25 protein-coding genes are annotated in these 26,318 nt (G+C 69.4%); 16 read left to right on the top strand and 9 right to left on the bottom strand.

Features of this window, described 5'->3' with window-relative positions:
* Positions 1–137: 137 nt before the first annotated feature.
* The gene (locus E1200_RS12740; RefSeq protein WP_131952073.1) at positions 138–1,661 is read left to right on the top strand and encodes a hypothetical protein; all 1,524 of its coding nucleotides are present in this window, start codon (positions 138–140) and stop codon (positions 1,659–1,661) included.
* Entirely contained in the window at positions 1,658–2,299 is a 642-nt protein-coding gene (locus E1200_RS12745) for an NUDIX hydrolase (RefSeq protein ID WP_131952074.1), read from the top strand. Before E1200_RS12740 ends, E1200_RS12745 begins: the two co-directional genes overlap by 4 nt.
* Here E1200_RS12745 and E1200_RS12750 read toward each other — a convergent pair.
* Positions 2,265–2,591, bottom strand: a complete 327-nt coding sequence (locus tag E1200_RS12750; protein WP_207933316.1) for a PGPGW domain-containing protein — start codon at positions 2,589–2,591, stop codon at positions 2,265–2,267. The two genes, E1200_RS12745 and E1200_RS12750, sit on opposite strands and share 35 nt — an antisense overlap.
* Before the next feature lie 117 nt (positions 2,592–2,708).
* Between E1200_RS12750 and E1200_RS12755 the strand changes: the two genes are divergently transcribed.
* From E1200_RS12755 to E1200_RS12765, 3 genes are all read left to right on the top strand, one after another.
* Positions 2,709–3,212: an NUDIX domain-containing protein gene (locus tag E1200_RS12755; protein WP_243708520.1), complete on the top strand. Its 504-nt coding sequence runs from the start codon at positions 2,709–2,711 to the stop codon at positions 3,210–3,212.
* Positions 3,213–3,229: 17 nt separating this feature from the next.
* Positions 3,230–3,637 carry a PPOX class F420-dependent oxidoreductase gene (locus E1200_RS12760; protein ID WP_131952075.1) on the top strand — a complete coding sequence of 136 codons (408 nt, stop codon included), beginning with the start codon at positions 3,230–3,232 and terminating at the stop codon, positions 3,635–3,637.
* 81 nt (positions 3,638–3,718) lie between these two features.
* On the top strand, positions 3,719–4,486 hold the full coding sequence (locus tag E1200_RS12765; RefSeq protein WP_131952076.1) for a CAP domain-containing protein: 768 nt from the start codon (positions 3,719–3,721) through the stop codon (positions 4,484–4,486).
* On the opposite strand, the gene E1200_RS12770 is transcribed toward E1200_RS12765, so the two are convergent.
* Together E1200_RS12770 and E1200_RS12775 are read right to left on the bottom strand one after the other, a co-directional pair.
* Positions 4,487–5,917 (bottom strand): sigma-70 family RNA polymerase sigma factor, encoded by a 1,431-nt coding sequence (locus tag E1200_RS12770; RefSeq protein ID WP_131952077.1) that lies wholly within the window; start codon positions 5,915–5,917, stop codon positions 4,487–4,489. It lies immediately after the preceding gene.
* Between the two features lie 457 nt (positions 5,918–6,374).
* Positions 6,375–6,608, bottom strand: a complete 234-nt coding sequence (locus E1200_RS12775; RefSeq protein ID WP_131952078.1) for a YrhK family protein — start codon at positions 6,606–6,608, stop codon at positions 6,375–6,377.
* Positions 6,609–7,015: 407 nt separating this feature from the next.
* Here E1200_RS12775 and E1200_RS12780 point away from each other — a divergent pair, with 407 nt between their 5' ends.
* Positions 7,016–8,560, top strand: a complete 1,545-nt coding sequence (locus E1200_RS12780) for a hypothetical protein (protein ID WP_131952079.1) — start codon at positions 7,016–7,018, stop codon at positions 8,558–8,560.
* A gap of 154 nt (positions 8,561–8,714) precedes the next feature.
* Here the strand turns inward: E1200_RS12780 and E1200_RS12785 are convergent, their stop codons facing one another.
* The 3 genes from E1200_RS12785 to E1200_RS12795 form a co-directional block, all read right to left on the bottom strand.
* Complete coding sequence (locus E1200_RS12785; RefSeq protein WP_131952080.1) at positions 8,715–9,284, bottom strand: hypothetical protein; 570 nt, start codon at positions 9,282–9,284, stop codon at positions 8,715–8,717.
* A complete protein-coding gene (locus E1200_RS12790; RefSeq protein ID WP_243708521.1) occupies positions 9,281–9,703 on the bottom strand; it encodes an ATP-binding protein in 423 nt (140 codons plus the stop codon). Before E1200_RS12790 ends, E1200_RS12785 begins: the two co-directional genes overlap by 4 nt.
* Before the next feature lie 293 nt (positions 9,704–9,996).
* Complete coding sequence (locus E1200_RS12795; protein ID WP_131952082.1) at positions 9,997–10,182, bottom strand: hypothetical protein; 186 nt, start codon at positions 10,180–10,182, stop codon at positions 9,997–9,999.
* A 1,112-nt stretch (positions 10,183–11,294) separates the two neighbouring features.
* Here E1200_RS12795 and E1200_RS12800 point away from each other — a divergent pair.
* From E1200_RS12800 to E1200_RS12830, 7 genes are all read left to right on the top strand, one after another.
* On the top strand, positions 11,295–12,869 hold the full coding sequence (locus tag E1200_RS12800) for a hypothetical protein (RefSeq protein WP_131952083.1): 1,575 nt from the start codon (positions 11,295–11,297) through the stop codon (positions 12,867–12,869).
* The gene (locus tag E1200_RS12805; protein WP_131952084.1) at positions 12,853–13,302 is read left to right on the top strand and encodes a hypothetical protein; all 450 of its coding nucleotides are present in this window, start codon (positions 12,853–12,855) and stop codon (positions 13,300–13,302) included. Before E1200_RS12800 ends, E1200_RS12805 begins: the two co-directional genes overlap by 17 nt.
* Positions 13,287–13,787, top strand: coding sequence for a hypothetical protein (locus E1200_RS12810; protein ID WP_131952085.1), 501 nt, complete (start codon positions 13,287–13,289; stop codon positions 13,785–13,787). Before E1200_RS12805 ends, E1200_RS12810 begins: the two co-directional genes overlap by 16 nt.
* A 546-nt stretch (positions 13,788–14,333) precedes the next feature.
* Positions 14,334–15,218: a helix-turn-helix transcriptional regulator gene (locus E1200_RS12815; protein ID WP_131952086.1), complete on the top strand. Its 885-nt coding sequence runs from the start codon at positions 14,334–14,336 to the stop codon at positions 15,216–15,218.
* Entirely contained in the window at positions 15,215–15,403 is a 189-nt protein-coding gene (locus tag E1200_RS12820; protein ID WP_131952087.1) for a DUF397 domain-containing protein, read from the top strand. The genes E1200_RS12815 and E1200_RS12820 overlap by 4 nt, the downstream gene beginning before the upstream one ends.
* Before the next feature lie 1,125 nt (positions 15,404–16,528).
* Positions 16,529–17,419 (top strand): undecaprenyl-diphosphate phosphatase, encoded by an 891-nt coding sequence (locus E1200_RS12825; RefSeq protein WP_131952088.1) that lies wholly within the window; start codon positions 16,529–16,531, stop codon positions 17,417–17,419.
* 123 nt (positions 17,420–17,542) lie between these two features.
* Positions 17,543–19,612 carry a UvrD-helicase domain-containing protein gene (locus tag E1200_RS12830; RefSeq protein WP_131952089.1) on the top strand — a complete coding sequence of 690 codons (2,070 nt, stop codon included), beginning with the start codon at positions 17,543–17,545 and terminating at the stop codon, positions 19,610–19,612.
* Here E1200_RS12830 and E1200_RS12835 read toward each other — a convergent pair.
* Together E1200_RS12835 and E1200_RS12840 are read right to left on the bottom strand one after the other, a co-directional pair.
* Positions 19,590–21,119: a serine/threonine-protein kinase gene (locus E1200_RS12835; RefSeq protein ID WP_243708522.1), complete on the bottom strand. Its 1,530-nt coding sequence runs from the start codon at positions 21,117–21,119 to the stop codon at positions 19,590–19,592. The genes E1200_RS12830 and E1200_RS12835 overlap by 23 nt on opposite strands.
* 69 nt (positions 21,120–21,188) lie before the next feature.
* Entirely contained in the window at positions 21,189–23,171 is a 1,983-nt protein-coding gene (locus tag E1200_RS12840; protein ID WP_243708523.1) for an N-6 DNA methylase, read from the bottom strand.
* A 193-nt stretch (positions 23,172–23,364) separates the two neighbouring features.
* Between E1200_RS12840 and E1200_RS12845 the strand changes: the two genes are divergently transcribed.
* Together E1200_RS12845 and E1200_RS12850 are read left to right on the top strand one after the other, a co-directional pair.
* Positions 23,365–24,237, top strand: coding sequence for an RNase H family protein (locus E1200_RS12845; protein ID WP_131952091.1), 873 nt, complete (start codon positions 23,365–23,367; stop codon positions 24,235–24,237).
* A gap of 17 nt (positions 24,238–24,254) precedes the next feature.
* Entirely contained in the window at positions 24,255–24,893 is a 639-nt protein-coding gene (locus E1200_RS12850) for a DUF4352 domain-containing protein (RefSeq protein WP_131952092.1), read from the top strand.
* On the opposite strand, the gene E1200_RS12855 is transcribed toward E1200_RS12850, so the two are convergent.
* A complete protein-coding gene (locus E1200_RS12855; RefSeq protein ID WP_243708524.1) occupies positions 24,840–25,775 on the bottom strand; it encodes a DMT family transporter in 936 nt (311 codons plus the stop codon). The two genes, E1200_RS12850 and E1200_RS12855, sit on opposite strands and share 54 nt — an antisense overlap.
* Positions 25,776–25,815: 40 nt before the next feature.
* Here E1200_RS12855 and E1200_RS12860 point away from each other — a divergent pair.
* A partial coding sequence (locus E1200_RS12860) for a MarR family transcriptional regulator (protein WP_131952093.1) occupies positions 25,816–26,318 on the top strand: 503 nt, incomplete at its 3' end.

The raw sequence follows: 26,318 nt of genomic DNA on the forward strand, positions 1-26,318 counted from the left end.
CCCCCTGCGCCATCCGTCACCCGCCTCCGCTGACCACCCGTTGGCCAGAGCCGGTCGCCGATTCGGTGGCGCGAACGGCGGGGCGGCGGGCGCCGTAGGGTTTGGGAGGCCGTGGTCCTGGAAGCGGGGAGTGCCGGATGCCGGTAGGGCATGTGGGGGACGTCAGTTTCAACAAACTGATCTCGGGTGATCTGCGCCAGACGATCACGGCGGTCCCCCAGTCACTCGACAACCAGTGGTTCGACAACGAACTGCTGGATCGGGTGCGGCGGGACGGCGGGGTCGGCGCGGCCGTTCTGCGGGAACAGGAGCAGAGGTCGCGGAGGGAGTACCTGCGGGCGCTGCTCAACGCGGAGAAGGTGCTCATCAACCGCGCCTTCCTGTACAACAATCCGCAGGTCTACCGCGATTTCGCGAAGAAGGGCCGCGACCGTGACGCGTTCGCCCGGATGCTGGAGGCCGGCGTCATCATCCCGATGCTCCTGTGGGAGGACGGCCCACTCCCGCAGACCGATCCGCAGTTCGAGGTCACCGACGGCCTCGGCGCGTGGCGCGCCATGGCGGAGAGCACGATGATGTCGTGCCTGCGGCTGTCCTGGGACGACGCGGAGAACGCCGCCCTGGCCGACGCGATGAACAGGGCGTTCGGAGAGTTCCTGACCAGCTTCCTCCATTTCAAGGAGTCGGCGCTACAGCGGGACTTCGGCCTGGACGACGAGCTGGCCCGCGGCGTCCTCCTCCGGCTCAAGGAGGTCAGCCGCTGGGCGTTCGACGAACTGGACGCCGGGCGGCCCGTGGTGCGGCAGCGCCTGTACGAGCGGTTCGTCGTCGGGGAAGGCACGGACGTCGCCCAGCGACGCTACGACGCCGGCCGTCCGCACATGGCCATCGTGAAGCAGCTCGTCGACCTCAAGTACGCCACGAACCTCGCCGACGCGGTCGACGTGTTCGCCTTGACGCCGAGCAATTCGCCGCGCCGCACCGCGCTCCAGGAAGGGCTGGCCCAGATCCGCCGGAGGCGCGGCGGAGCCGCGACCGAGTCGACCGACGCCGACGAGCTCATCCGGCTGCTGCGGAACCTGGCGTTCGAGGACGTCCAGGGCCTTCTCGAAGCGGTGCCCACGCTCGACCGGCTTTCGCTCGCCGACATCTGGCAGGTCCGCGCCGAACCGGAATGGCTGGCCTACAAGACGGCCCTGGCCCGCGTCGTCAACACTCCGTCCCTTGAGGCGCTGTCCGACCCCGAAACCGGCGTCGTCGAGATCACCAGGCAGTACCTCGCGATGCTCGGCAAGGCCGAGCGGATCCGCAACGACCGTTCCGGAGGGCGGTTCGGCGCCCTGACCGAGATCGCCATCGACATCGGCGCGCTGACGGTCAACGTCCTCTACATGCCGGGCGACGAGATCGCCTACGAGGTCGTCGGCGAGGTCGCCGCCCTGGCGGGCGTCCGGCTGGCCAGGGTTACGATCCGGCTGGGGCTGGGCAGGTTCTTGGCGAACCGGTCGCGGCACCGGATCGAGACCACCGCGCAACTTCTCGACATGCGCATGGAGGACCCCTACCGGGAGGCGAAGAAACTGATCGCCTTCCTGTCGGCGCGGAATCCCGGGCACGGCACCGGCGGAAACGGTGCCGACCTTTCGAACGAGGGTGAATGAGCACACCGGACGAGGAGTACGACCGGGTCCGCCGCGCGTGGCCGGACCTGTTCGAGAACCCGCCGGGCGCATGGAACGCGATACTCGACGAATTCCCGGCCGAGGGCGGCCCGTACGGGGTCTGCTACCGCGACGAGTACGTCCTGCTGCTGCGGGATCCGGTCGCGTTCGCCGACGGCCGCGTCGGCGGATATCTCCGGACGCTGCATCCCCAGGGGCATGCCGGAGCCGCCGTCCTGGCGGTGTGCGAGGGCGGCGTCGTCCTGGTGCGGCACTTCCGGCACGCCACCCGCAAATGGCACTGGGAGATTCCCCGGGGTTTCGCCCGGCCGGACGAAACCCCGGAGCAGACGGCTCGGCGCGAACTGGAAGAGGAGATCGGCGTCCCGGCGCGATCCCTGGAATTCCTCGGGGACTTCTACGCCGACACCGGAGTCGCCGGCAGCAAGGCGGGTCTTTTCTGGGCGGACGTGGACCGTCCCCGCGCGTCCCACCCGGAAGAGGGGATCGACCGCATCGAACTGGTCGCCCCCGACCGGATCGATCGCATGCTGGGCCGCGGCGAGATCACCGACTCCTTCACCCTGGCGGCACTGCTGCACGTCAAGCAGCGGGGCCTTTTCCCCTTCGCGTCCTGATCGTGTCGCGGAGCCGGTGCCAGGCGGTGCGGATGTAGGAGTGGAGTCGTTCGCTGATGCGGCGGGCGGTGGGGAACTCGGTGCCGAGCAGGCCGAGGCCCGCGAGGATCGCGACGACGCCGGGGCCGGGCAGCACGAGCATCGCCAGGCCCGCCGTCACCAGGGCGATGCCGGCGATCGCGACGGCCCCCTTGCGTACCAGTTTCACGTGCGCGCGGCGCCGCACCCCGGGCGCCGCGGCTGTTTCCGCCTTGGTCTCCGCCATGGACCGCCCCATCGTCCCCGTGGTCACTTCGCCTCCCCGGCACGGCTGCGTTCCTCTCTAGACGAACGGCGGCGTCCCGTGCGATCCCGATCCGGCCGCGATGTGGCCAGCGCCACACTGCCCTGGACGGCTAGCATTCCGCCAATGAGGCTCCGGTCTGGCACGGCGCGCCGTGCGCCGGCGGTGCACCGGATGGCCGCGCGGCTGTGGAAGCGGCTCGGCGGACGTGCCCAGTGGCGGCTCGCGCGGCTCAGGCACCGGACGTTCCTGGTCTACGCGGGCGGGCTCGTCCACGACGACGAGGGGCGGATCCTGCTGCTGCGGCACCGGCTCTGGCCCGCGTACCGCGCGTGGGGGCTGCCCGGCGGATACGTCAACGCCGGTGAGCGGCTGGAGGACGGCGTCGCCCGCGAGATCCGCGAGGAGACGTCGCTGGAGGTGGAGGTCGCGGGGCCGCCGGTCGGGGTCGCCAGCGGATTCCGGCACCGGGTCGAGGCGTACTACGAGGCCCGGATCACCGGCGGGCACCTGCGGATCGACACGGCGGAGATCCTGGAGGCCGGCTGGTTCGAGCCGCGGGAGCTGCCGGACGAGATGTCCCCCCGCCTCCGCGCCCTCCTCACGGGCCTTGACCTCAAGTCAGGTTGAGGTCCCAACCTGGACTTATGAGCCTCACCGATATCGAGCGCGAGTACCTCGCGACGCAGCGGCTGGGCCGCCTCGCCACCGTGGGCCCCAAGGGCGACCCGCAGAACAACCCGGTCGGTTTCCGCTTCAATCCCGAAACGGGGACGATCGACATAGGCGGCTGGAACCTCCCCCAGTCCCGCAAGTACCGCAACCTGCAGCACAACGACCAGGTGGCGTTCGTCGTCGACGACCTCGTCACGGTCGATCCCTGGCGCGTGCGCGGCATCGAGATCCGGGGACGGGCCGAGACCGCGACCGGGGACGGCGGCCAGGGCTCCCCCTTCGGCGCCCACATCATCCGCATCCATCCGCGCACCGTCTTCACGTGGGGCCTCGACCCCGCGGCCGAAGGCAGGACCAAGCACACCATCTCCGGAACGTAAGCGACTTTTCTGTTATCGCCGGTCTTGCCGGGGGTCTGCACTCTCGTCCGCATATCCGCGACGAGAGGACGAGACACCGCCATGAGCAACCCCCATCACCCCGGGCACGGGCCCGGCAAGCCGCACCGGCCCAGGCGGCGGGCGTCCGGCCGCATGGTGGCGTGGACGGCCGCCGGTGCGGCGGGCCTGGCGCTGATCGGCGGGATCGCCGGCACGGCGAGCGGCGCGTTCGACGGCGACTCCGGCAAGGCGGCGGCCGCGAACGGCGGGCAGCCGGCCCCGTCCGCGTTCGGCGTCCCGGACCCGGTGGCTCCGTCGCCGACCGAGACGTCCGCCACGCCCACCCCCACCAAGGCCTCGCCCTCGCGCAAGGCGCGTCCGACCCGCACGCCGACCCCGCGGGTGACGCGCAGCCGGCCGGCCGCGCCCCGGACGAAGGCGCCCGCCGCACCGCCGGCGACCACGTCCGGCGGCCCGGCCGCGCAGGTCATCGCGCTGGTCAACAAGGAGCGGGCCAAGCAGGGGTGCCGCGCCGTGACCGCCGATCCGCTGCTGACGCGGGCGGCGCAGGCGCACTCGGCCGACATGAAGCGGCGCGGCTTCTTCGACCACACCAACCCGGACGGCAAGGACCCGGGCGACCGGATCACCGCGACCGGGTACCGCTGGTCCACCTACGGCGAGAACATCGCGAAGGGCCAGCCGACGGCCGCCAGCGTGATGAAGGCGTGGATGAACAGCCCCGGCCACCGCGCGAACATCCTGAACTGCCGGTTCGCCGAGATCGGTGTGGGCCTCGTGACGTCGGGCGGGCCGTACTGGACGCAGAACTTCGGCACCGCCCGCTGATCACCGGGGCGTGGCGAACACCTGCGTCCACCAAGGTCCGCCGGCACCGCGCACGACCGCGACCCCGACCATCGTCGAGCGGCAGTCGAGGATGTTGGAGCGGTGTTTCGGGCTGTTCATCCATCCGTCCACCACGGACGACGCGGACGGCTGCCCTTGAGCGATGTTCTCGGCCCACGAGCTCCAGCGGAATCCGGCGGCGGTGATCCGCTCCCCCGGCCCGTCGCCGCCGGACCCGCGGTGATCGAGGACGCGGCGGGCCGCCATGTCCCGCGAGTGCCGCTCGGCCGCCCGGTGCAGGGCCGGCGAGATCCGCAGCGCGGGGCACCCGGCCGCGGCCCGCTCCTTGTTGACGAGCCGGACGACCTGCTCTTCGACACTCGGCGCGGGCGCGCGGGTGGGCCGCCGCTCGACCCGGTCCTTGCCCGGCGCCGAGCTCGGCGGGGCGTCCTCCGGGGTGGGCGCCGGCTGGACGGGGACGACGGGGTCGCGGACGGGAGGCGCCGCGTCCGGCGGGGAGTCCCGCACGGCCCAGAAGGTCACCGCGGCGGCGGCCGCCCCCACCGCCGCCGTCCCGGCCAGCCAGGCCGCGCCCTTCCCCGCACCCGCGGCGGCCCCGAGCCCGTCGACGGCGCCCGCGCCCGCCGCGAGCTCGGCGGCGTGCAGCGCATGGTCGGCCGGGAACGGGACGAGGACCAGCCCGGCGAGCAGCGCCTCGGGCGGCGCGAGATCCCGCTGGCGAGCGGAGCAGAACCGGCATCCCCGGATGTGCCGGGCGATCCGCTTGCGCCAGAGCGGCGACGGCCGGCCGTCCCACCCGGCGAGCAGCGGCCCGAGCGCCTCGCAATGCGGCCCCGCCACCGCCCGGACCACCCCGCGGCACGTCGCGAGCTGCTTCTTCATCCGCTGCACCCGGACGGCCGCGTGCGGCACCGACACGCCCAGGCCGTCCGCGAGCTCCTTGCGGGCGAGGTGCCCCGACGCCTCCAGCCACCACAGCCCGAGCAGCTCCCGCTCGTCCGGATCCAGCCACCGCGTCGCCTCGGCGATCTCGCGGCGCTGCTCCGACAGCTCCAGCCGCAGGACGGCCGACTCCGCGAAATCCTCCTCGGCCCCCGCGACCCGGGCGAGCGACTCGGGATCCATCGGCGTCCTGCCCCGCTGCGCCCGCCACCGGTGCCGCACCTGGTTCATGGCGATGGAGATGAGCCACGACCTGAACCGCGCGGGTTCACGGAGCCGCCCGAGCCCGCCCAGCGCGCGGAGGACCGACTCCTGGACGACGTCGTCGACATCGGCGTGCCCGCCCAGCGCCCAGCCGACGACGTTGTAGAGCAACGGCAGATGCTCGGCGACGAGCCGCTCCCGGGCCTCGGCGTCCCCTTCCTGGGCCGCCCGGACCAGCCGCTCCATGTCCGTGCCCACACGCATACCCGTCCTCCGGAGACTCACCACAGATCCTCCAGGAGACACCCCAGACCACTGCAGATAACAAGAAGCCGCCCAATTCTCCCTGGTGCGGCGGTGGGGTGGGAGGTTGTTCCTCCTGGTACGCGCCTTACATCCGCTTCGTTCGACGGGCGGGCTCGCGGGTGGGATCACGTCCGGCTGCCCCGGGACGGTCGCGCGCGCCCCACGATCCCGGCGCACCGGCCTTCGGACGTCGCTCGCGACGGCCAGTTCGACGAATGCCTTGATGGGACGCTCGGCCGCCCTCCGGCCACGTTCGAGGACTACGCCGTCCGAACCGCGTCCTCCGGCGACTGGCCCCTCTGGCCCGAAACCGGGGCCGACCGGCACCCACGCCGGGGCCGGCCCCGGTCAAGATCGGCGATCACCCTTGGGTGTCGAGCCTCTGCGGACCGTCACCCCCCGGCGGTCGAGCGAGTCATCGCAGTGCTTCCCCCCGGACCCGGCGCTCCACTCGGACCAGCAGTTCACCGAGGCTGCCCACCAGCATGCCGGACGAGCCGGTGATGAACAGCCAGACTCCGGCCCGTTCCAGATCGGCGTACAAGAACAGCACACTGCCCACGACGAAGGTCAGGTTGCCGAAAATTCCGATACCCAAATGGATCCATGGGAACTCCCCCAGGAAGCCCCTGAAACGTGAACGCCGCACTGACCACCATCACACAGAAGGACCATCGTCCCAGGTCACTGTACTGATCAAGTGCGCGGTGCAACGAAAACGACTGGGCGCGCCGCCAACTACGCCATGAGGTCGCCCCGATATGCGCGGTTTCGAGTGTTCGCCCAGGCAGCCCCGGATGCGGGTGCGGGGAAGACGGCGCTGATTGGCAAGAAACGACATCGCCTGCCGCCAGCCCAATCGGTGGAAGCACCTTGGACCCCGAACGGTGGGCTGCCGTGCCCAGTGACACAGAAGCCATGACGCCTGACGCGCCCGGAACCTTCCGGGCCACCGCGATCCAGCAGCGAATATTCCTCCCCGATGTCCGCTTTGTGTCATCTCAATGACAGTAGATGGTGGCGAGGTTACTCTTCGGGCGACGAAAGGAGCGGCTCATGCCCCTCAAGCGCTCCACCGCATCCGCCGCCGCGCTCATGCCGCTGCTCGCCGGATGCGTCGGGGTCACGACACCGCCGACCTCGATCACGTCCAGTTCGGCGACGCTGACCGCCGAGGTGACCTGCTCGGCCGATGCTCCGGAGAACCCCTGCCTCGGCTGGTTCCAATGGTGGGAGGACAGCTCCACTCCCACCGTGCAGAGCTCTCAGTCCACGCCGATCGGCCCGGTATCGTCCCCCGTTTCGAAGTACACCATCACGCACACGCCGAGCGGCCTGAAACCGGGCGGGCTCTACCACTACCAGGTGTGCGGTTCCGGTGACACCAACATCCCCGCCTCGCGACCGCTGTGCACTGGGCCGTTCACCTCGCAGGTCAACGCGCCGGGCACCACCCCGGCCGATCTCGGCGACTTCGACGCCTTCCAGACCTTCCGGACGGCGACGAGCACCACCGCCGGGACGACCGACCTCGGCAGGATCCTCACGACGGCCGACACCCCCACGAACCGCATCTCCCGCGACGGCGGAGTGAGCGCGGCATACGCGCCGGGCAAGGCCCTGTGGGTGTTCGGCGACACCGGATTGAACGGCGGCGTGTTCCCGAACTCCGTGACCGGCACCGCGGCGCTCGGCTCGTTCACGCCCGGAAAGGCGCCCCGCGCGCTGACCGAGGTGCCGACGCCGCCCGCTCCGCCGCGCACGGACCTCACATCGTCCCAACCGTTCTTCCCCAGTCCGTCCGGGTTGAAGAGGCCGGGCAACCCGCCGGTCCCGTGCTCACCGGGCGGCGTCCCCGTCGCCTGGATCGGAGGCGCGGCGGCCGTCCCCGGTACCCAGCGGGTGCTGCTGACCTACGCCGAGATGTGCCTGGTGAAGGACGTGGGCTGGTTCGCGGAGCGGCTGGTGCTGACCGTGTACGAGCCCGCCAGCAACAAGTTCACCGCCCGGCACGTCCCGTTCGATGTGTCCGCCGCGGCCGAGGACCTGCCGCTCGGCCAAGGGGTCAGCTCCCCGGTCTTCGGGGACGACGGCTACCTGTACCTGTTCGACCACACGCGCGACGGCGACTCCGGAGTTTTCGTGACCCGCGTCCCCAGTTCCGACCCCGGCCGCTGGGGCGACGCGTCCAACTACCAGTGGTGGGCTCAGCCGCCAGGCGGCCAGCCGGCCGGCTGGTACGGCTGGACGGAGGCGAACGGCCACCTGAAGTCGGTGCTCCCGGCCGGAGTCCTGCCCTGGGGGCTGGCCGTCAACGACTACTCGGCGACGACCTCCAAGGGCCTGGCGATGATCGTCCAGACGGGCTTCGGGTCCGCTCCCTTCACGGTCTACACCGCCGACTCCCCGACAGGGCCCTGGACCGCCGCCGTCTCAGCGAAGGTCCCCGACACCTGCACCGGCGGCGGCTGGGGCTGCTACGCCCTGATAGGCCACCCGGAACTGAGCGACAACGACCAACTCGTCTTCTCCTGGCTCAGCCCCGGCGACCGCGGCAGCGAATCCCACCTCCGCCTGGCCGCCGTCCCCTGGCAGCGCTAGGACCCCGCACTGCGCTCGACGAGCTCCGTGCCGCCGGCCTCGAACTCTCGGCCGGCGGCACGGCCGCCGGCCGCGCTGGCCGGTACAGGCGGGTCGGCGCGGTGGACCGTACCGGCCCAGCACACCGGCGCTGTCGGCGCGCGGGGGGCTGCGCTCAAGGATCGCCGCGTTTGTAGGCGCGGTATTCGATGGCGAGGGTGCCTGTGTCGTAGGCGGGCCAGAGGGTCAGGGCGCCGGTGTTGCGGTCGATGACGAGGACGTTGTCGGGTGCTTCGGGTGGCGGGGTTCCGGGGCGGGCGACGAAGCCGTCCTCGAAGGAGTCGATGGTCAGCGGGACGGGGTGACCGGCGGTGCGGACGTAATAGTCGTCGGCGCGGCGCCAAGCCTCCGGGCGGTCGACTGGGTGCACCTGGAGGGCGTAGGCGGCCAGGACGTCGGAGACGGCGCGGACGGTCCGGCAGCGGCCGGTGCCGCAGGCCAGGCAGACGGGGCGGTCGTGGCGGTCGCGGCCGTACCGGTGAGCGGTGAGGACGGTGGTCAGCGCCGCGGAGGTGGCCAGCGTCAGCATCCGCGCGGTCTTCAGGAACGACAGGCTGTACGGGTCGAGGGAGCCGGCGTTGTCCTCGGCGAGCGCGTCGAGGGCGCGCGGGTCGGTGCGCATGGCGGCGGTCATCGCGGACCGCACCTGGAGGACGGTCCATTCGCGCAGGTCACGGCCGCTCACGCGGCTTCACCGAGCGACGCGGAGAAGAGCGCGGCCACGGTGCGTGAGCGGTCGTTGCCGAACCAGCCCCAGCCGGAGGCGAGCAGGGACACGGTGCGCAGGCCGCGTCCCGACTCGGCGTCGGGAGCGGCGTCGGTGACGGCGGGCTCGGACGGGGCGCCCTCGTCGGTGACGGCGACGGTGACCGCGCCGTCCCAGCGGGCGATCTCGACGGTGAAGACGCCGCCGGGCTGACCGGACTTCGTATGCCTCAGCGCGTTCACCACGAACTCGTCCACGGTCAGGAGGACATCGTCCAGCTCTGGGCAGCCGGCGAGCAGGGCCGCGGTGAAGCGGCGGGCGGCGCGGGCCTGGTCGAGTTCGCCGGGGAAGGCGCGGCGCCAGCACTGCGCGCTCGCGGGGGCGGACGGGAGAGGCATCGGGTACGACATAAGGGTTCCTCAACGCGTAGTGGCCGGTTCGTCATCGTGCGTGTTCATCGTTACGGCACGGACCGGCACGCACCCAGGAAATTCCACGTCAGGCCGCCGATCGGCACGCTCCCGAGATGAGCGTTGACGGTCGAGCGCGTACCGGTCGTGAACATGCACGGGGTGAACGTGCTAACCGTCGTCGCGTCGAGCGGGTTCTCGGCGCCGGACGGTCCGGCCCCACATTCGCCGGGGACTCCTCGGGCCACGGCTTGCCTTGCGGATCGCTGAGAGGCGCCTTCCTATCGAGCGTTGAGAGGCGAGAACGCGAAGGCCCACAGCAGCAGCGCGGGTGAGACGCCTGCAAGGACGATCCACAGCGGGGCCAGGACGTGTCTTCTTCCCCGGCGAGCTGCGCGCCCCTTCAGCGCGAGCGCCGCCCAGGTGGCGAGCAGTGCGCCAACCAGGGCCAACACGAGCGCGTACACGTGGAGCAGGACTCCACCCAGCACGAACGCTAGAAACGCGGAGAGCAGGACCCAGAAACCCTTATGTTGCGGCCCATGGTCGTGATCACCCGTCCCGTTCGGGCCGTGAGTGCTCGCGGCCACTCAATCACCGCCCCAGTCCCCTGCACATGGCAGAAAATTGCCGGTCGGCCTTTGTCGCCACGACACGATGCTACCTTCGCGGGAAGAGCGCAAGCCGCACTCAAAATCGGCTGATTCAAGCTTCCCACGGCAAGAGACGGGGTGCATGTAGATACGCAACGCACCACCCAAGCGAGGCCAGAACCTGGTTCGCCCGCCATCACGATCTCGCGGTGAGCATCCTCATCTCGGAGACAGACCAGAGGACACGGGAAGCTTGGAGCACGGTGCCGCTCACCTCGGATTTCACTGACGTCCCCTGTCTATAGCGGACGGCTACGGCACTTGCACGTGGTGGTCGCAGCAGAGCCCCGGCTGACGCGGGCCAGCGAACGGCAGTACTTCCTGAGGCTCGCCCTCGCCAGCATTGGCGCCGCATTCCACCACGCTGATCAACTCGCGGGCTATTACCGAAAAAGCTGGCAGGGGCCGGCGTCCGCGCATGGGCCGTCCCAACTGTCGTGCAGCTCCGCGAGGAACCACAGCCACGCGGTGCATTCGCTGGGGCCGTCCGGGGCAACGCAGCTGACGGGCCTGTAGTTGGACAGGCGGCCATCCGGGGCCGAACCTCCGCAGCGTCGGACGAGCGGTCTGCGCGCTGTCCCGCGTGCGTCCCATCCGAGCGACCACTACCCATTTCGACCGCATCGGCGAATCACTCGAAGATGAGCGGTTTCACATCCTGAACGTCGCTCTCTCACGCCGATCCCTTGCAAAGCAGCGGCTGGCAAACCATCTGAGCCACCGCCTTGGACATGCGGGCCACGGTCGTTCTCAACACGAACGTGCAAAAGATGAACGTGCGCGATTACATGGGCGTGGCTCCTTCGGAGGGGGACCCCGCACACCCCTCGGATACTTGTCCGACATGCAATGAAAAGGGCGGCAAGTCTGCTGTCAGCTCGACTCGGGCGGCAGGACTCCGCTCCCCCTGCGGAAGGGTGGAGAGTGTGGGCATCGACCGGCCCGGCGGGACCGACACCCGCACCGAAAACGTCGAGAAACCACCGGCCGAGGACGACCCGCCGGCACCACCACCCGACCGGCCAGGGTCGCCCGGTCAGCCGTCCCGCCTGGAAAGCCTCCGCGCAGCACGTGAAGCGCAGGAGGCCCGCCGCGCGGAGAACGGCGCACCGCAGACCGCTCCGCAGGAGGCCGGCGCCGAGCAGCGAGACGCACACGAGAAAAACCCGGGCGACTCCTCCGCGGCCGAGCCCGCCGACAAGGAGCAGGACGCTCAGGCTGGCCCGAAGACTCCGGAGAGGGAACCGGGCGGCGAGACCGATTCCGACACCGATGCCGGAAGCGGCGAGCGCGGCCGGGAAACCGAACGTTTCGAATTCGAGGCCGGACAGACTCGGCCGGACGAACGCGGCGAGCAGCCCTACGCGGCCGAAACCGGCGAATCCGCACCGGAACAAGGGACGGAGCCGCGCGGGGAGGTCCGGGACGAGAAGGCCGAGCCCTTCCATGACGGACCTGCCGACGAGAGGCCGGACGCACCGGCCGAACCGCAGACGGCCGAAGACCGGCCGATGACCGGCGAAACGAAACCGGAGACGGGCGAGGCCGGACAGCCGGACGGGCGCGGCGAGGCGCCTCCTCGCCAGGAGACAGGCGTAGCTGGACCGGAATCACAGGGAGACCGCGACCGGCCCGACAACCGCGAAACGGAGACAGAGGCTCCGCCAGACCGGAATTATCAGCCACTCCCCCAGCAGGACGGCCGCCTACCCGGCGACGACGAGAACGATCCCAGCGGAGAAGCCGGCAGCGAACAGCAGCCCCAGGCCGATGACGAACCGGCCGGTCACGACCACACTCCGCAGGACGAGCCCGCTCCCGCCGAACAGCAGGACCGCGGCAGTGAAACAGCGCAGGCCGCCGAAGACCCGGTCCACGCCTCCGACACCCCGGAGACAGGGGACGCCCCCCAAGTCCGAGTCGCCTGGCTACCCGCAGCGGAAGAAGGCGTCACACGCTGGGCGTCACCCGGCGTCCAGTTCAACGAACAGATGCCCGGCAACCAACTCGAGCGCCGTGATAGGAATGCCGAAGGCCGACCGGGGACCCCGGCCACCACAGAAGATGAACCGAACAAATACCGCGATCTCCCCGATCGCATCACGGACGGCACCCCCGGACGTGGCGAACTCCGCGATCCCGAGGAAGACCCCGCCAAACGCGACTATCTTGAGCCCAGCCCCGATACGACTCGACGGCGCGACCGGGTGGGCCGACGATTTGCACGGTCAGCCCCCGATAGCGTTGACATCGGCAAAAAATGGACCGACGACATCGGGAACTTCCTGAATGATCAACCAAAAAGTCCGACTACGACCAGCACGGGGAGGGAGGTTCCGAACGACCCTGTCACTCCACACAAGAAGATGACGGTAGGGAGCGGTGCGGTCGGGGTCGCACTTCTCACAATACTGTTCTTCAAAGGCGCCCAGCGAGCACGCAATAGCATAGAGGGAAAGCTCAAGGGATCCATGGGAAGGTACGATGACGGTAACGGATGACCATGTACACACGCTAGAGGCGCAGCTTGCGGGCCGCACCGAAGAGCATCGGCGCCGGCTGGATCAACTGGATCCCGGCGAGGACAATCGTGGCTACTCTGCACTGATCGCCGCTGGGCTACTCGTGGCTATTGAGCGGCGGTTCATTAAGGATGGCAAGTACCTTCCACGTACCGACGTCATCGACTACGTCGCCACCCTGAGGGCATCGTCGCAAGTAGCGGCGAATGCCCTGGACCCTCAGATCGCCGAACGCATCATCCTTTTCGGGATGGAACAAGGCGATATCGATGACATCGATGACAACACCGTCCTGGGCCATCAAATGTTTCTCCTGGCGGCACTTGTTTCCGACGAGGGTTTCAATGCCCATGAACTCGGCACCTTCCTGACAGAGGCGCGCGAGGTGGCGGATCAGTGGCTCACCCAGTAATCGACTGCACGGGCGTCGAGGTGAGGGGCGAGCATGTAGCGGCGCTACGTGCGCTTCTCAAGGGAGAAGCCCGTGCCTGGGGGCCGTTCCAGGTCGCGGAATCTGAGAAGGAGGCGATCGCCCACACGGTGATTCTGTATGGAGCGTTCAGAGTTGCGGTGTGGCGGAAGTTCTCGCCGACCTACTCGCCCCCTGATGTGATCCGCTTCGTCGCGGACATGCGCATCGATTATGGACGAGACGTGAGCCCTATCAATCCTCGCGTGGCCGAGCAGCTGATTCTGGAGGTATTGGGATACCCTGCCGCTGAGTCCTACGTTCCGCCGGACGCTGAGTCTGCGATCGACGCCGAGGTCGCGATCCTCGATACCTTGCTGCACGAGGCAAATCTCGACGAGGCAGGCTTGGAGGAGTTCATCAAAAACTCCGCCGACTTCGCCAAAGAATGGATTGCGGCCCGGCAAGGCGAGTCCCGCAACGTGTGAGCAGGGAATGAGCAGTCGAGTTGGGGTGGCCGAGCAAGATAGCTCCGTTCGCGCAACGTCCATAACCTCAGCAGGGCGGAGCCCGGCGCGATCTGATTGACACGGTGGGGAGGGCGGGCTGGCGACCGTCGGTGTTCAGTGCCTCTCGCCGGATTTCGGCTGCGGTCAGCGCGACCATGGAATCACCAACCACCACACCGGCACGCGGCGTGTGCACCTCGGGCCGACCACGAGCAACATGTCGTACGTGAGGCAGGCCGGGGATGCGGTTGGCCGCGTGTAGACGTTGGGCGCACCCGGGCGGGTCGGCCCGCCGGTCAGGGCAAGTGACGTGGACGGCGAGCGAGATCAGGGCTTGACGCAGCGGCGCGTGGGTCGGCGGGTAGGACGAGTGCGTTCGATTATCCGAACACAGACAGGCTCGTTCGATAAAAAGTTGTGGCCTTGTTCGGCCTGACCACCCGTTCATTTGCCCGCGGGGGAACCTGACCGTCGTGTACATAGGGTAGTTGGACAGTCACGCCTCACTCCCCCCGGAGGATCGACATGGTCAGCCCGTTCGTACGACGCCAGCGCCTCGCGACCGTACTCCGCGAACTCCGGGAGGAGCGCGGGATGATGGCGGACGAACTCGCCAAGCGCATCCACTACTCCCGAACGAAGATCAGCCGCCTGGAGAACGCCTACGGCCGCCCCGACGTCGGGGATGTCGTCAAAATCCTCGATGCACTCGAAATGCCGGACGACCAATGCTTGCCGATCGTTCGCCTCGCCTCTGCGGCGGCCGCGAGGGGATGGTGGGACTCCTACGGTGAAGCCATGGGGGCACGCCAGCGTCTCTACGCCGACATCGAATCAGGTGCCGACACTATTCGTGAGTACAACGACACCACGATCCCCGGCCTGCTCCAGACGCCAGAGTTCATATCGGCCGTTGCCGAACTCAAGCGCGCAGAGGGACCGCTGAGCTTCGACCTCGACAAGATGACCAAGGCGCGGCAGCGTCGGCAGGAAGCCGTCATCTGCCCGGACGGACCGGCCTACACTGTCATCCTCGATGAAGTGGTGCTTCGACGGGTCAACGTGCCCGTGGAAATCATGGCCGCTCAGGTGCGGCACCTTATCCAACTCATGACGTCCGTCGCGGGGCTCACCATCCACATGCTCCCCGTCGATGCGTACATCGATGGCATTGCCATCCCCCAAGCGGCGTTCTCCCTTTACACCTTCCCGGACCCCTCCGATCCTCCAATGGTCGTGGTCGAAACCGCCAGCAACGACCTTCCCTACACCGGAAGCCGGGAGGTCGAGCAGCATGCAAAGAGATACGAACTTCTCAGCAAGGCTGTCCTATCCTCAGAGGACAGCCTCAGGTGTCTCACCGAGGCTGCCGACCGACTAACCCGTAGAGCAACTGGAGCGAGCGGATGACCAGGAAGTTCACAGACTGGCGAGTGTCCAGCTACAGCGAAGCAGGTGGAAACTGCGTCGAGGTGGGCTGCTCTACCTCCGACACCATCGGCATTCGAGACTCGAAGATGCATGGCAAGGGTCCGATTCTCAAGTTCACACGAACCGAGTGGATCGCTTTCCTCGAATCAATCCGGTCGAGTTGACTGACGTCCATAACCGCATGAACCCGATCAACTCGCACCACCAACCGTCACAGGAGGCACAGCCGCTACAGATCTAAGGCAGTCCGCAGAGGGCTTCGCTTCAAACCTGCGGAAGGGGTCGGCTGAGCGGGCGAGTCCGCTCAGCCGGCAGAGACTTAGCAGCGGGTACATCGGACGGACGTTGCGACGCGAGCTCAGTGACCGGTGATCCCGTACCAGGTCGGCCAGGCCCGTGGACGAGGTCAGAAGTCCTTCTTCTTTCGGTGGCCGCACTTTCGCTTCTCTGGTCGCCATCTCTTGAGATCGTCGTCCGAGGTCCCGTACTCGCGCTACCTGTCCTGTAGGTACGTGGCGTAGGCATCGGCCAGGGTCTGCCCGAAAGCCGGGTCGACTTCGCCGTGCCACTGCCGCCCCCACGGCGACACCTCAGCGAGTCGGCGAGCAACGGCGTCATCCGAGCCGCATCCCACCCATTCTGTGTGGCCCGCTCCTCGATCAGCATCATGAGCGCCTGAGCCTCCTCCCCGTAATCTCAGCTAGCTCACCCGAGCATGGTGACCCGTCCGCGAGCTGGGGATGGGCCGCGGCCCGCCCGCCGCAGGCCCGTCATCCAGGCCGAGATCGAGCGTGTCGCTCGCGCGGCAGGCGGCGGATCTACTGGCGCACGTCCGCCGGGTCATTGAGGGGTCGACCACCCCGGGTTCGTCGAGCAGGTCGACCAGCGCATTCCTGCCGGAACGGCGGCGCAGTTCTCGCGGTGATGGCGGCTGCGGCGCATCTGGCGGCACGCGGGGATGAGAGCGCGGGCGACGCGGAGCGGGCCATGCGCAGGTGGTGGCCGCCGCTGGCCGCGCCGGGGCCTGCGGGGGTCGCCCTGGTCGTCGCGAAGTGCTGCTGTCCGCCCGCGGTTGACTGGTTCGCGGGCCCTCCGGGCGAGAACGTCCAGCGGCCGTGGCGGCGACGAATGTTCACCTAAGAGATGGGGCTGGTGGTCTTGTAGGGGCGGGATCGGTGGGAAACTTGAGGGCATCTGACATTTTCGGGCGGCGTCTGTGGGGCGTCGCTCGATTGCCTTGCCATGATCCCGCCGTGGCCGGGGTCCATCACTAGGAGTAATCACTCCACATGACGTGGTTTGAATCCATCATCCTTGGGCTCGTCCAGGGGCTTACCGAGTTCCTGCCGATCTCCTCTTCGGCGCACCTGCGGCTGACGGCCGTGGCCGCCGGGTGGCGCGATCCGGGGGCCGCGTTCACCGCGGTGACGCAGATCGGGACCGAGACGGCGGTGCTCGTCTACTTCCGCAAGGACATCGTCCGGATCGTCACGGCCTGGACGCGGTCGCTGGTGCACAAGGAGGCCAGGGGGAACATCGACGCCAAGATGGGCTGGCTGGTGATCATCGGCTCGGTGCCCATCGGGGTGCTCGGGCTGACGCTCAAGGACTACATCGAGGGGCCGTTCCGCGACCTGCGGCTGATCGCGTGCACGCTGATCGGTCTCGCCGTACTGCTGGCGCTGGCCGACCGGTTCGCCGCGCGCAACGCGGAGCGGGCGGAGAGCGTCGGGCGGCACCGCGCGGACCGGCCGGTCAAGGAACTGGACGATCTGACGGTCCGGGACGGGTTGATCTACGGGTTCTGCCAGGCGCTCGCGCTGATCCCCGGGGTGTCGCGGTCCGGCGCGACGATCACCGGCGGGCTGTTCCTCCGGTACAGCCGCGCGGCGGCGGCCCGGTACTCGTTCCTGCTCGCGATCCCGGCCGTGCTCGCGTCCGGCGCGTACGAGCTGACCGAGATCGGTGAACCCGGCAGCCATGTGGACTGGGGGCCGACGATCCTCGCCACCCTCGTCGCCGGCGTCGTCGGCTATGCGGTGATCGCCTGGTTCATGAGGTTCATCACCACCCGGAGTTTCATGCCGTTCGTCATTTACCGGATCGCGCTCGGGTCGACGGTGCTCGCGCTGGTCTGGTTCGGCGTGCTCGACCCGTTCGCCGGCGGCGTCCACGAGTGATTTCCGTGGTTGTCCGGAGGTGGCCGGACGGTCCTGCCGGGTTCAATCGGGTTCAGATGTGGGGTGCTTCTAGGATGTCCCGGCCTGACGGCGGTGTCAGGCCGGGTGAAAGGGCGGTGCGGGGTGGCTCAGCTGGCGATTGCGAAGACGTTCATGCCGCAGTACGCCAAGCTGGAGCCGAAGGTACGCAAGGGTGTGGACGCGGCCATCGGGAAGTTCGCGGAGCACACGCATGCGGGGCTGCATCTGGAAAAGCTCAGCGCGGCCAAGGATTCGCGCATCCGGACCATACGGATCGACCAGTTCTGGCGCGGGGTGGTGCTGGCGCCGGACACGGGGGACGTGTACTGCCTGCTGACGGTGATGCCCCACGATGACGCGATCAGCTGGGCCAGGAGCCGGAAGTTCTCCGTCAACCAGGCGCTCGGTGTTTTCGAGGTGCGGAACCAGGTCGCGCTGGACGAGATGTCCCCCGCGCTGGAAAAGGCCGCCGAGGGCACCGGTTACCGGCTGCTGGAACATGTCTTCGACAGGGACCTGCTGCGGCTCGGAATCGACGAGGAACTGCTTCCGCTCGTCCGGCTGCTGACGGAGGACGCGCATCTCCAGGCGATGGAGAGGCTGCTTCCGGAGCCGCAGTACATCGCGTTGCTGGCGCTGGCGCAGGGCATGAATCCGCAGCAGGCATGGGAAGAGGTCGCCAAGACTCTGGCGGTGGAGGAGAAGCCCGCCGAGGTCGATCCCAATGACCTGGTGACTGCCATGCGGCGGTCGCCCGAGCAGGTCGTATTCGTTAACGGGCCCGAGGAGCTGCGGGACGTTCTCGCGCATCCCTTCGACCTCTGGCGGACCTTCCTTCATCCGGTGCAGCGGCGGATCGCGCTGCGGCCGTCCTACAGCGGGCCCGCGCAGGTGACGGGCGGCGCCGGGACGGGCAAGACGGTTGTGGCGCTGCACCGGGCGAATTTCCTCGCGTCCAAGGGCGGGCGGGTTCTGCTGACCACTTTCACGCGGAACCTGGCGGAGGCTCTGGAGCGGCAGCTCGCCCTGCTCGTGGACGATCCGGAAGTGCGGGAGCGGGTCCATGTGAAGAATGTGGACGCCGTTTCCTACGAGGTGGTGGGAAGGCATCGCAGGCCCGGTGTCGCGGGGCCTGATGTGCTCGATCCGCTATGGGAGGAGGCCGCGGAGGGAACGCCTTTCTCGCCTACTTTCCTGAGCCGGGAATGGGAGCAGATCGTCTTGGCGCAGGGGTTGGAAAGCGAAGAGGAGTATCTCGCCTGCACGCGGACCGGGCGCGGGGTGCCGCTGGGCAAGGCGCAGCGGACGGTGGTGTGGCGTTCCATCCGGCATGTCGTGGACGCGCTGGCCGCCGCGGGGAGATCGACGTTCCCGCAGCTCGCGAATGAGGCGGCGGACCTGGTCGGCGGCCCCGAGTACGACCACGTGATCATCGACGAGGCCCAGGACATTCACACCGCGCAATGGCGGTTGCTGCGGCGACTCGTGGCGGAGGGGCCGGATGACCTGTTCGTCGTCGGGGACCCGCACCAGCGCATCTACGACAGCCATGTCTCTTTGACGAGTCTCGGGATCAATGTGCGGGGCCGCAGCACGAAGCTGAAGCTCAATTACCGGACCACGCAGGAGATCCTCGCCTGGTCGGTGCCGCTGCTGGGATTGTCGCCGGCGCAGGGGCTCGATGACTCGGCCGACTCCCTCGACGGTTACCGGTCCCCCATTCACGGGCGGCGTCCGGTGGTGCAGGCATATCCGGACCGGAACGCGGAGCTGGACGGACTCGTCGCGCAGGTTCGCTCCTGGCTGGAGGCCGATGTGGAGCCGAGCGCGATCGGGGTCGCCGCCCGGTACCTGTGGGTGGCGCGGAAGGCGGCGAAACGACTCAAGGAAGAGGGCATCACCGCATATCAGGTGCCCAGTAAGTCGCCGGGTGTGCAGGTCGGGTCCATGCACAAGATGAAGGGATTGGAGTTCCGGTGTATGGCGGTCATCGGTACCGACGAGAAGTCGATGCCGGCGGCGAAGGCCATTACACCCGAGGAGGAGGATCCGAAGGCCCACGCGCAGGATATCCAGAAGGAGCGGTGCCTTCTGTTCGTGGCGTCCACCCGGGCCCGCGACCACCTGTACGTGTCGTACGCGGGTTCGCCTAGCCCGTTCCTGCCTGGTTGAGGTCGTCCAGGAGGGCGCGGAGGCCGGGTATCTGCGGATGGTCGTCGCCGTGGTGGGCGGTCAGGTCGGACAGTAGTTCGGCCAGTTCTTTCCGGGCCCGTTCCGTGTCGCCTGCGGCGAGTTTCAGGCGTGCTATCCGTTCGCGGACGCGCAAGGTCAGGGTGTCGTAGGGGCCGCCGCCGGAAACGTCGTCCAGGAGTTCTTCGAGATGCCTGAGGGCGGTGCCGGTGGCGCCCAGGTGGGCCTGGCATACCGCTTCCTGTTCGCGGCACTTCAGGACGTTCGGGTCATCGGGGCCGTACCACTCGGCCAGGGTGACGGCGGCGGCGCGGTAGGCGTGGACGGCCCGGCGGTAGTCGCCGCTGCGGAAGAGCACGTCGGCGAGGTCCAGTTGCAGCCCCATGTACTCCGGGTCTTCGTCGCCGAGGACGAGGCGGGCCGGTTCGGTCAGCTCGGAGAGCAGTTCCGCGGCCTGCGTGTAGCGGCCTTCGCCGGCGAGGTCACCTGCTTCCGCGCGCGCTTGGACGACCCCATCGAGAGTGGGCAGCGCCCCCCTCTTGCCGGGTGCAGCGGTAGGCGATGCGGCGGTGCGCGGCGCCGTGCCGATGAGGCGGATACGGCTGATGGCCTTGGCGTACAGGTGTTGAGGGGCGATTTCGTCGACGATCCCTGGGAGAGGATCAAGGGCCGTGACGAATTGCAGTAGGCGCCGGTAGACCTCGTCCGCATCTCCGGGGCGGTCGGCCGGTTGCTTGGCGAGGAGTTGCAGGACGAGTGCGTCCAGGCCGGGCGGGACGTCGGGACGGGACCGGCTGGGTGGCGCAGGCTCCTCCTCTTCATGGCGCCGCAATACCTCGTATGCGGTGCCGCCTGGGAAGACGACCTCCCCGGTGAGCATCTCGTAGAGAACGCAGCCGAGGGAGTAAAGGTCACTCTGCGGGCTTGGGGTGCCGTACACCTGCTCCATGGCCGTGTACCCCGGTGTGTAGGGCGCGCTCAGGCCGGTTGTAGTTCGACGGACGTCACCGGGGCCGAGCCCCACCGCGGCACCGAAATCGAGGACCTTCACCGACCCGTCTGGGCACAGCATCAGGTTGCTGGGCTTGAGGTCCCTGTGCACGAGTGGGCGGCGATGCGCGACGTGCAGGACGGCGCACACCTGAGCGGCTATGAGCGCGGCCCACGGGATGGAGAGTCTGTGCTGTGCGTCCAGGACGTGGTCCACCGTGACGCCCTCGACGTACTGCATCACGAGGTAGAAGCAGCCGTCGTGGCTGCCGAAGTCGTAGACGGCCGGGACGCCGGGATGGTCGAACCATGCCGTGCTGCGGGCCTCCTGCTCGAACCGGGCGACGAGCGAATCGTCCGAGACCCGGGTGAACTTGACGGCCAGGCGCCGGTCGAGGAACCGGTCGTAGGCGCGCCACACCTCGCCCATCCCGCCGCGTCCGATCGGCTGATCGAGTTCGTACCGCTCGCGCTCTCCGAGGAGATCGCCCCGCCGCACCGCGCCACCCCTTCCGGCTGTGCCCGCAGCGTACTCCGGGGCATGCGCCGGCGGTTGCGTGGCCGGGGGTCAGTCCGAGGGTCGGAGGGTGCCGGCGGCGAGTTCTTCGAGGCCGAGGCGCAGGGCGTTCGTGCCGGCCTCGTAGGTTTCGCGGAGCGCGGTCTGCAGCGTGCTCAGTTTGCGGAAGGCGCGGCCCAGTTCGGCCTGTTCGTCCAGGGGAAGGCGTGGCAGGCGGGCACGGCGGACGTCGAATCGGGCGGACGAGGTGGAACTGCGTAGGCGAGCCCCCTGCGCGCCTAGCAGGAGCCACCCGGCGACGAAGTCGGGGTCACTGCGGGACGGGTCGACCCTGACGACGGCCAGCCCCGGGCCTAGGAGAGCACCCCCATCGGTGAGGACGCGCACTGCGGGGTGGCGGGCCACTAGGGAGACGACGATGTCGCCTGAGCGAAGGCGGAGGTCCTCCGGGGTATCGGCTGCGGTCCCGCTGGGGTCTCTGTTTTCGGCCAGGTCTTGGAGGGTCAGGACGGGGACGTTCCCATCGCCCGCCTTCCCCCTCGTAGGGCCGCGCAGGACGTCCAGGACACCCGCCCTAGCCAGCTCACCGATCGTCGTCATCGGGACGTCATCCCGTGCATCGGACCGGGTGAGGCACGACAATTCGGTGGCCGTCCGAGCGAGTTCCTCGGTTTTCGCTGAGAGGAGTTCCTGTGCGACGGTGAACGACCCCTCCGATGTGGGGGCGCTTCGTTGCGGGAGGTAACGCGCAGGGGTGAGGTCTACCTCGTCGTCCAAGAGGTCGATGATGCGCACGATGACGCTGGAGTCGGTCTCGTCGTCCTTGCCCTTGAGGTAGCCCCGCCACGCGTTGAGGGCGACCTCAGCGAAGCCGGCGGGATCGGCCGACGTCTCGACCATGAGGACGTCGTCCGGGGGCTGGTCCCCAGGGGACGGACGGCGCAGAACCCACACCGTGAGCGCGACGGCCATGTTCGGCACCGCGCCCGGTGGCAGGCCGATGACGGCGCGCAACGCGCCCCGGCGGAGCAGTTCGGCACGGACGCGGCGCCCGGAACGGCGGTTCGCGACGGCCGGGGGCATGAGCATGACGACGCTGCCGCCGGGACGGGCGTGGGCGAGGCCGTGCTGGAGCCACGCAAGCTCCGATTCCATGCGCGGCGGCAGCCCGTACTCCCAGCGTGGGTCGCCGGTCAGCTGCTCGTAGCCCCACCCCCGGTCGTTGAACGGCGGGTTGGTGACGACGAGGTCGACCGTCCGTCCCGGGAAGGCGTCGCTGAGGAGCGAGTCGCCGGAGTGGATCTCGGCGGGGGCGCCGCGGAGCGCGAGCTGGATGGCCGACATGCGCGCGGTCGTGTCGTCGATCTCCTGCCCGAGGAGCTCCTCGACGTCCTCGAACAGCTCGTTCGCCGTGGCGAGGTACGCGCCGGTGCCGCACGCCGGGTCGAGGACGGTGCGCGCGGGCCCGCCGAGGTCGAGCATCAGCCGGACGACGGCCCCGGGCGTGAGGTAGACGCGGCGGCTGTGGTGCTCCAGGTAGCGGGTGCGGAGGAACTCGAAGGTCTCCGCGACGCCCAGTTCGTCCACGAGCTGCGAGAGGGCGCGGACGAGCGGCACGGGGTCGGCGGGGAGGGCGTCCGGCATCAGGTCGGTGTAGGCGCGGACGGCACCGGGGAGGGCCTCGGCGATCCGCTCGTCCGGGGCGGCCGACAGTTCGCGCCATCCGCCGGGTTCGGCGCGCAGGTAGAGCAGGAAGGCGCCCGCGAAGGTGAGGACGTCGGCGAGCTCGACGTCCCCGAAGGCGGCGCCGCGGAGGGTCTGCCAGACGCGTTCGCGGACGGGCGAGTCGGCGAGTTTTCCCTGGCCGCGGAGCCAGTCTTCGACCTCGGCGAGGGAGAACGTGGGGCTGACCGCCGTCCCGCCGACGGGCTGGGGGAAGTCGTCGTGGCGGCGGCGCCAGTTGCTCACCGCGGCGCGGCCGACCGCCGCCAGCCGTGCGATATCGGCCGCGGTCACCGTCGCGTCGTTCGGCACCGGTACTCCCATCAGCGGACAGGCATCGAGATCACCTTAGCCCCTTCCGGCGGTTGATCTGGTTCACCGTCCTCAACCGGCCCCGGCAGCCACACACAAGCGTGAACGCCCGTTCTCAGGTTGATTGCATTCACAGCATCGCCTGTGGTTTCCTGTGTACAGCGATCCGCATCCCCCGAGAGCGGCGGAGTTGATGACCATGCACGTGCCGACGATGTCCCTGCGCGAGTTCGACGACGCGCAGCAGCAGATGCCCCCCGGCATCGCCGCCCGGAGCCAGTCCCTGCGGGCCTGCGCGACCCGCGCCGCGTGGTGCGGCTGCTGCGGAGTCGCGCGGCGGCTGCTGCGGCTGGCCTTCGCCGCCGTCCGGCACGGCGACGACGCGATCGCGGAGATGCTCCTCACTGAGGCCGAGCACTACGTCGGCACCGGCCGGCACGCCGCGACGTGCCCGCAGGTGCCGCCGCGTCCCGCGCGCCGCGCCGCCCGCATGCCCGCGCAGGGGCAGGTCCCCGGCTGGGACGGGCTCCCGGGCCCGCTGGTCGCCGCGACCGACGCGAGCTGGAAGCGCGGCACGTGCGGCATCGGCTACGTCGTCAGCGACGGCCGCTGGGGCATGCGCGGCTGGACGTTCGGCCCGCAGGACCCGACCGGCCGCCACCGCGTGCTCGTCAGCGAACTGCGCGCCGTGGGCCTGCTGCTCGACCGCGTCGAGGACGGCCGCGACCTGGTGCTGCTCGTCGACAGCCTGTCGGCGCTGCGGTTCCTGCGGGCGTGGCGGCGCGGCGACACCGGCCTGCTGCCGGACGGCTACGACCTGCGCCCCCGCGGTTCGGGGGCCGACCCGTCGCTGGTCCGGCTGGCCCGGAAGGTCGTGGGACGTCCCGGTCTGCGGCTGGAGCACGTCCGGGCCCACTCCGGCCACCCGCTCAACGAGACCGCGGACTCCCTGGCGTCCATCGCCCGGCGCCGCGTCACCGAGACCTTCGATTCCACCGACCGCGCCGAGGGCCTCGTCGAGGCGTTCCTGCACGCGTGGCACCGCACCGGCGGCATCGCCGCCTGAACCCCCAGGAGAACGCCATGAACCCCGGCAAGCACGGCTACCACCGTCCCGGGCCGCCGATCCCCCCGTACGCGGCGCCACCGCAGAGGCGCCGCGGCAAGGGCTGCCTGTACGGCGTCGCCGGAGGCGTCGCCACCCTGTTCCTGATGGTGTCGTGCGGGGCGCTCGTGGCCACCGGCGGCGCGTCCGACCCGGCGGCCACGTCCGGCGACTCCCCCGCGGCCTCCGCCCCCGCCGGCGGGACAAAGGTCACGAACGGCATCGGCCGCGAATACCGGGACGGCAAGCTCGCCTTCACCGTCACGAAGGTGCGGAAGGGCGTGCGGAAGGTCGGCGACCAGTACGGCGGCGACACCGCCCAGGGGCAGTTCGTCTTCATCTACGTGACGGTGAAGAACATCGGCGGCGAGGCCCGCAGCTTCACCCACCACAACCAGACGCTCATCGACACCCAGGACCGCGAGTTCGAGGCCGACCCCGAGGCGTCGATCTGGTCGGAGCAGGACACCAAGTCCTTCCTCCAGCAGATCAACCCGGGCAACTCGGTCAAGGGAACGCTCATCTACGACGTCCCGCCCGGCACGAAACTGAAGACGATCGAACTACACGACTCGATGTTCTCCCGCGGCGTCAAGGTCCCCCTCGGCAACAGGTGACGGCTCGGGCGCCGGGAAGCCGTCCCGCCCTCGGCCGGCCCGGGTGGGTCGGCCGAGGGCGACTCCGGCCAGGACCAGCAAGAGCCCGCATAGTTGCTGGACGGTCAGCGCTTCACCGGCGAGCGCGGTGCCGAGCAGCACGCCCGTCGCAGGGTTGAGCAGCCCGATCAGGCCCACGGTCCCCGCGGGGAGATGTCGCAGCCCGGCGAACCACGCGACGAAGGCGAACGCGGTGGCGACCAGGGCCACGTAGGCGAACGCGACGAGCACGGACGTGGAGACCGCGGGCGGAGGGCCTTCCACCGCCGCGGCGACCGGAACCAGGAAGAGGCCCCCGGCGATGAGCTGCCAGGTGGTCGAGGCGAGCACGTCCACATCGGTGCTCCAGCGCTTGGCCAGGATGTACCCGAAGGACGACATCACCATGGCGGCGGCGGAGGCCAGCACTCCGCCCGCGTTCACCGTGGCCGTCCCCGCGAGCAGCATGAGGCACACCCCGGCGAGCCCGATCGCGGCACCCGCCAGATGGGCGGCCCGGGGCCGTTCGGACACCAGCGGCCACGCGATGAGCATCATCGTCAGCGGGGACGTCGCCATGACCGTCGAGGCGACGCTCGTCGGAAGCAACTGGGACGCGACGTAGACGAGAACGAAGAACACGCTCACGTTGAGCAGCCCGAGCACGGCGGATCTCCACCACCATGCGCCGCGGGGCGGCTTCCTGCACAGGGCCAGCAGGACGAGCCCCGCGGGCAGCGCTCGGATGGCGGCCCCGTAGAGCGCGTGGTCGGGAGGGAGGAAGCCGCGCGTGACGTAGTAGTTCGTCCCCCAGGCGACCGGCGCGATCGCGGTCACGGCCACCCAGCGCAGATTAGCTTCCACGGAAGACAATATAACTTCCAAGGAAGCTATATTGGGTGGCATGGAAGACCCGGAGCCTCTCGACCATGTGGCGCGCATTCAGGCCGACTGGCGCCGGGAACGTCCCGACCTGGACGTCGGCCCGCAGGGCGTGATCGGCCGGCTCCACCGCCTGGCCGGCCATCTCACCAGGGAACTCTGCACGGTGTACGAGCGCTACGGGCTCAGCGAGGGCGAGTTCGACGTCCTGTGCGCGCTACGCCGGGCCGGTGCGCCCTACGAGCGGGCGCCGGGGGAACTCGCCGTCCACACCATGGTCACGACCGGCGCCATGACGAAGCGGCTCGACCGCCTGGAGCGGGCGGGGCTCGTCACCCGCCGCCGTTCCGACGACGACCAGCGCGGCCGGATCGTCGCCCTGACCAAGCCCGGCCGCGAACTGATCGACCGCGCCTTCACCGACCACATGCGCAACGAGCAACGGCTACTGGACCTGCTGACCCCGACCGAGGCCAAGACCCTCGAAACCCTCCTAACCTCCTGGCTCACCCACCTGGAACCCCC

Origin of the sequence: Actinomadura sp. GC306, assembly GCF_004348665.1 — a bacterium.
Taxonomy (GTDB): Bacteria; Actinomycetota; Actinomycetes; order Streptosporangiales; family Streptosporangiaceae; genus Spirillospora.

Bases quoted from the DNA above. Each gene is read 5' to 3' on its own strand.
- E1200_RS12740 (WP_131952073.1), top strand. From the start codon at position 138: ATGCCGGTAGGGCATGTGGGGGACGTCAGTTTCAACAAACTGATCTCG.
- E1200_RS12745 (WP_131952074.1), top strand. From the start codon at position 1,658: ATGAGCACACCGGACGAGGAGTACGACCGGGTCCGCCGCGCGTGGCCG.
- E1200_RS12755 (WP_243708520.1), top strand. From the start codon at position 2,709: ATGAGGCTCCGGTCTGGCACGGCGCGCCGTGCGCCGGCGGTGCACCGG.
- E1200_RS12760 (WP_131952075.1), top strand. From the start codon at position 3,230: ATGAGCCTCACCGATATCGAGCGCGAGTACCTCGCGACGCAGCGGCTG.
- E1200_RS12765 (WP_131952076.1), top strand. From the start codon at position 3,719: ATGAGCAACCCCCATCACCCCGGGCACGGGCCCGGCAAGCCGCACCGG.
- E1200_RS12770 (WP_131952077.1), bottom strand. From the start codon at position 5,917: ATGCGTGTGGGCACGGACATGGAGCGGCTGGTCCGGGCGGCCCAGGAA.
- E1200_RS12780 (WP_131952079.1), top strand. From the start codon at position 7,016: ATGCCCCTCAAGCGCTCCACCGCATCCGCCGCCGCGCTCATGCCGCTG.
- E1200_RS12790 (WP_243708521.1), bottom strand. From the start codon at position 9,703: ATGCCTCTCCCGTCCGCCCCCGCGAGCGCGCAGTGCTGGCGCCGCGCC.
- E1200_RS12805 (WP_131952084.1), top strand. From the start codon at position 12,853: ATGACGGTAACGGATGACCATGTACACACGCTAGAGGCGCAGCTTGCG.
- E1200_RS12815 (WP_131952086.1), top strand. From the start codon at position 14,334: ATGGTCAGCCCGTTCGTACGACGCCAGCGCCTCGCGACCGTACTCCGC.
- E1200_RS12820 (WP_131952087.1), top strand. From the start codon at position 15,215: ATGACCAGGAAGTTCACAGACTGGCGAGTGTCCAGCTACAGCGAAGCA.
- E1200_RS12825 (WP_131952088.1), top strand. From the start codon at position 16,529: ATGACGTGGTTTGAATCCATCATCCTTGGGCTCGTCCAGGGGCTTACC.
- E1200_RS12845 (WP_131952091.1), top strand. From the start codon at position 23,365: ATGACCATGCACGTGCCGACGATGTCCCTGCGCGAGTTCGACGACGCG.
- E1200_RS12850 (WP_131952092.1), top strand. From the start codon at position 24,255: ATGAACCCCGGCAAGCACGGCTACCACCGTCCCGGGCCGCCGATCCCC.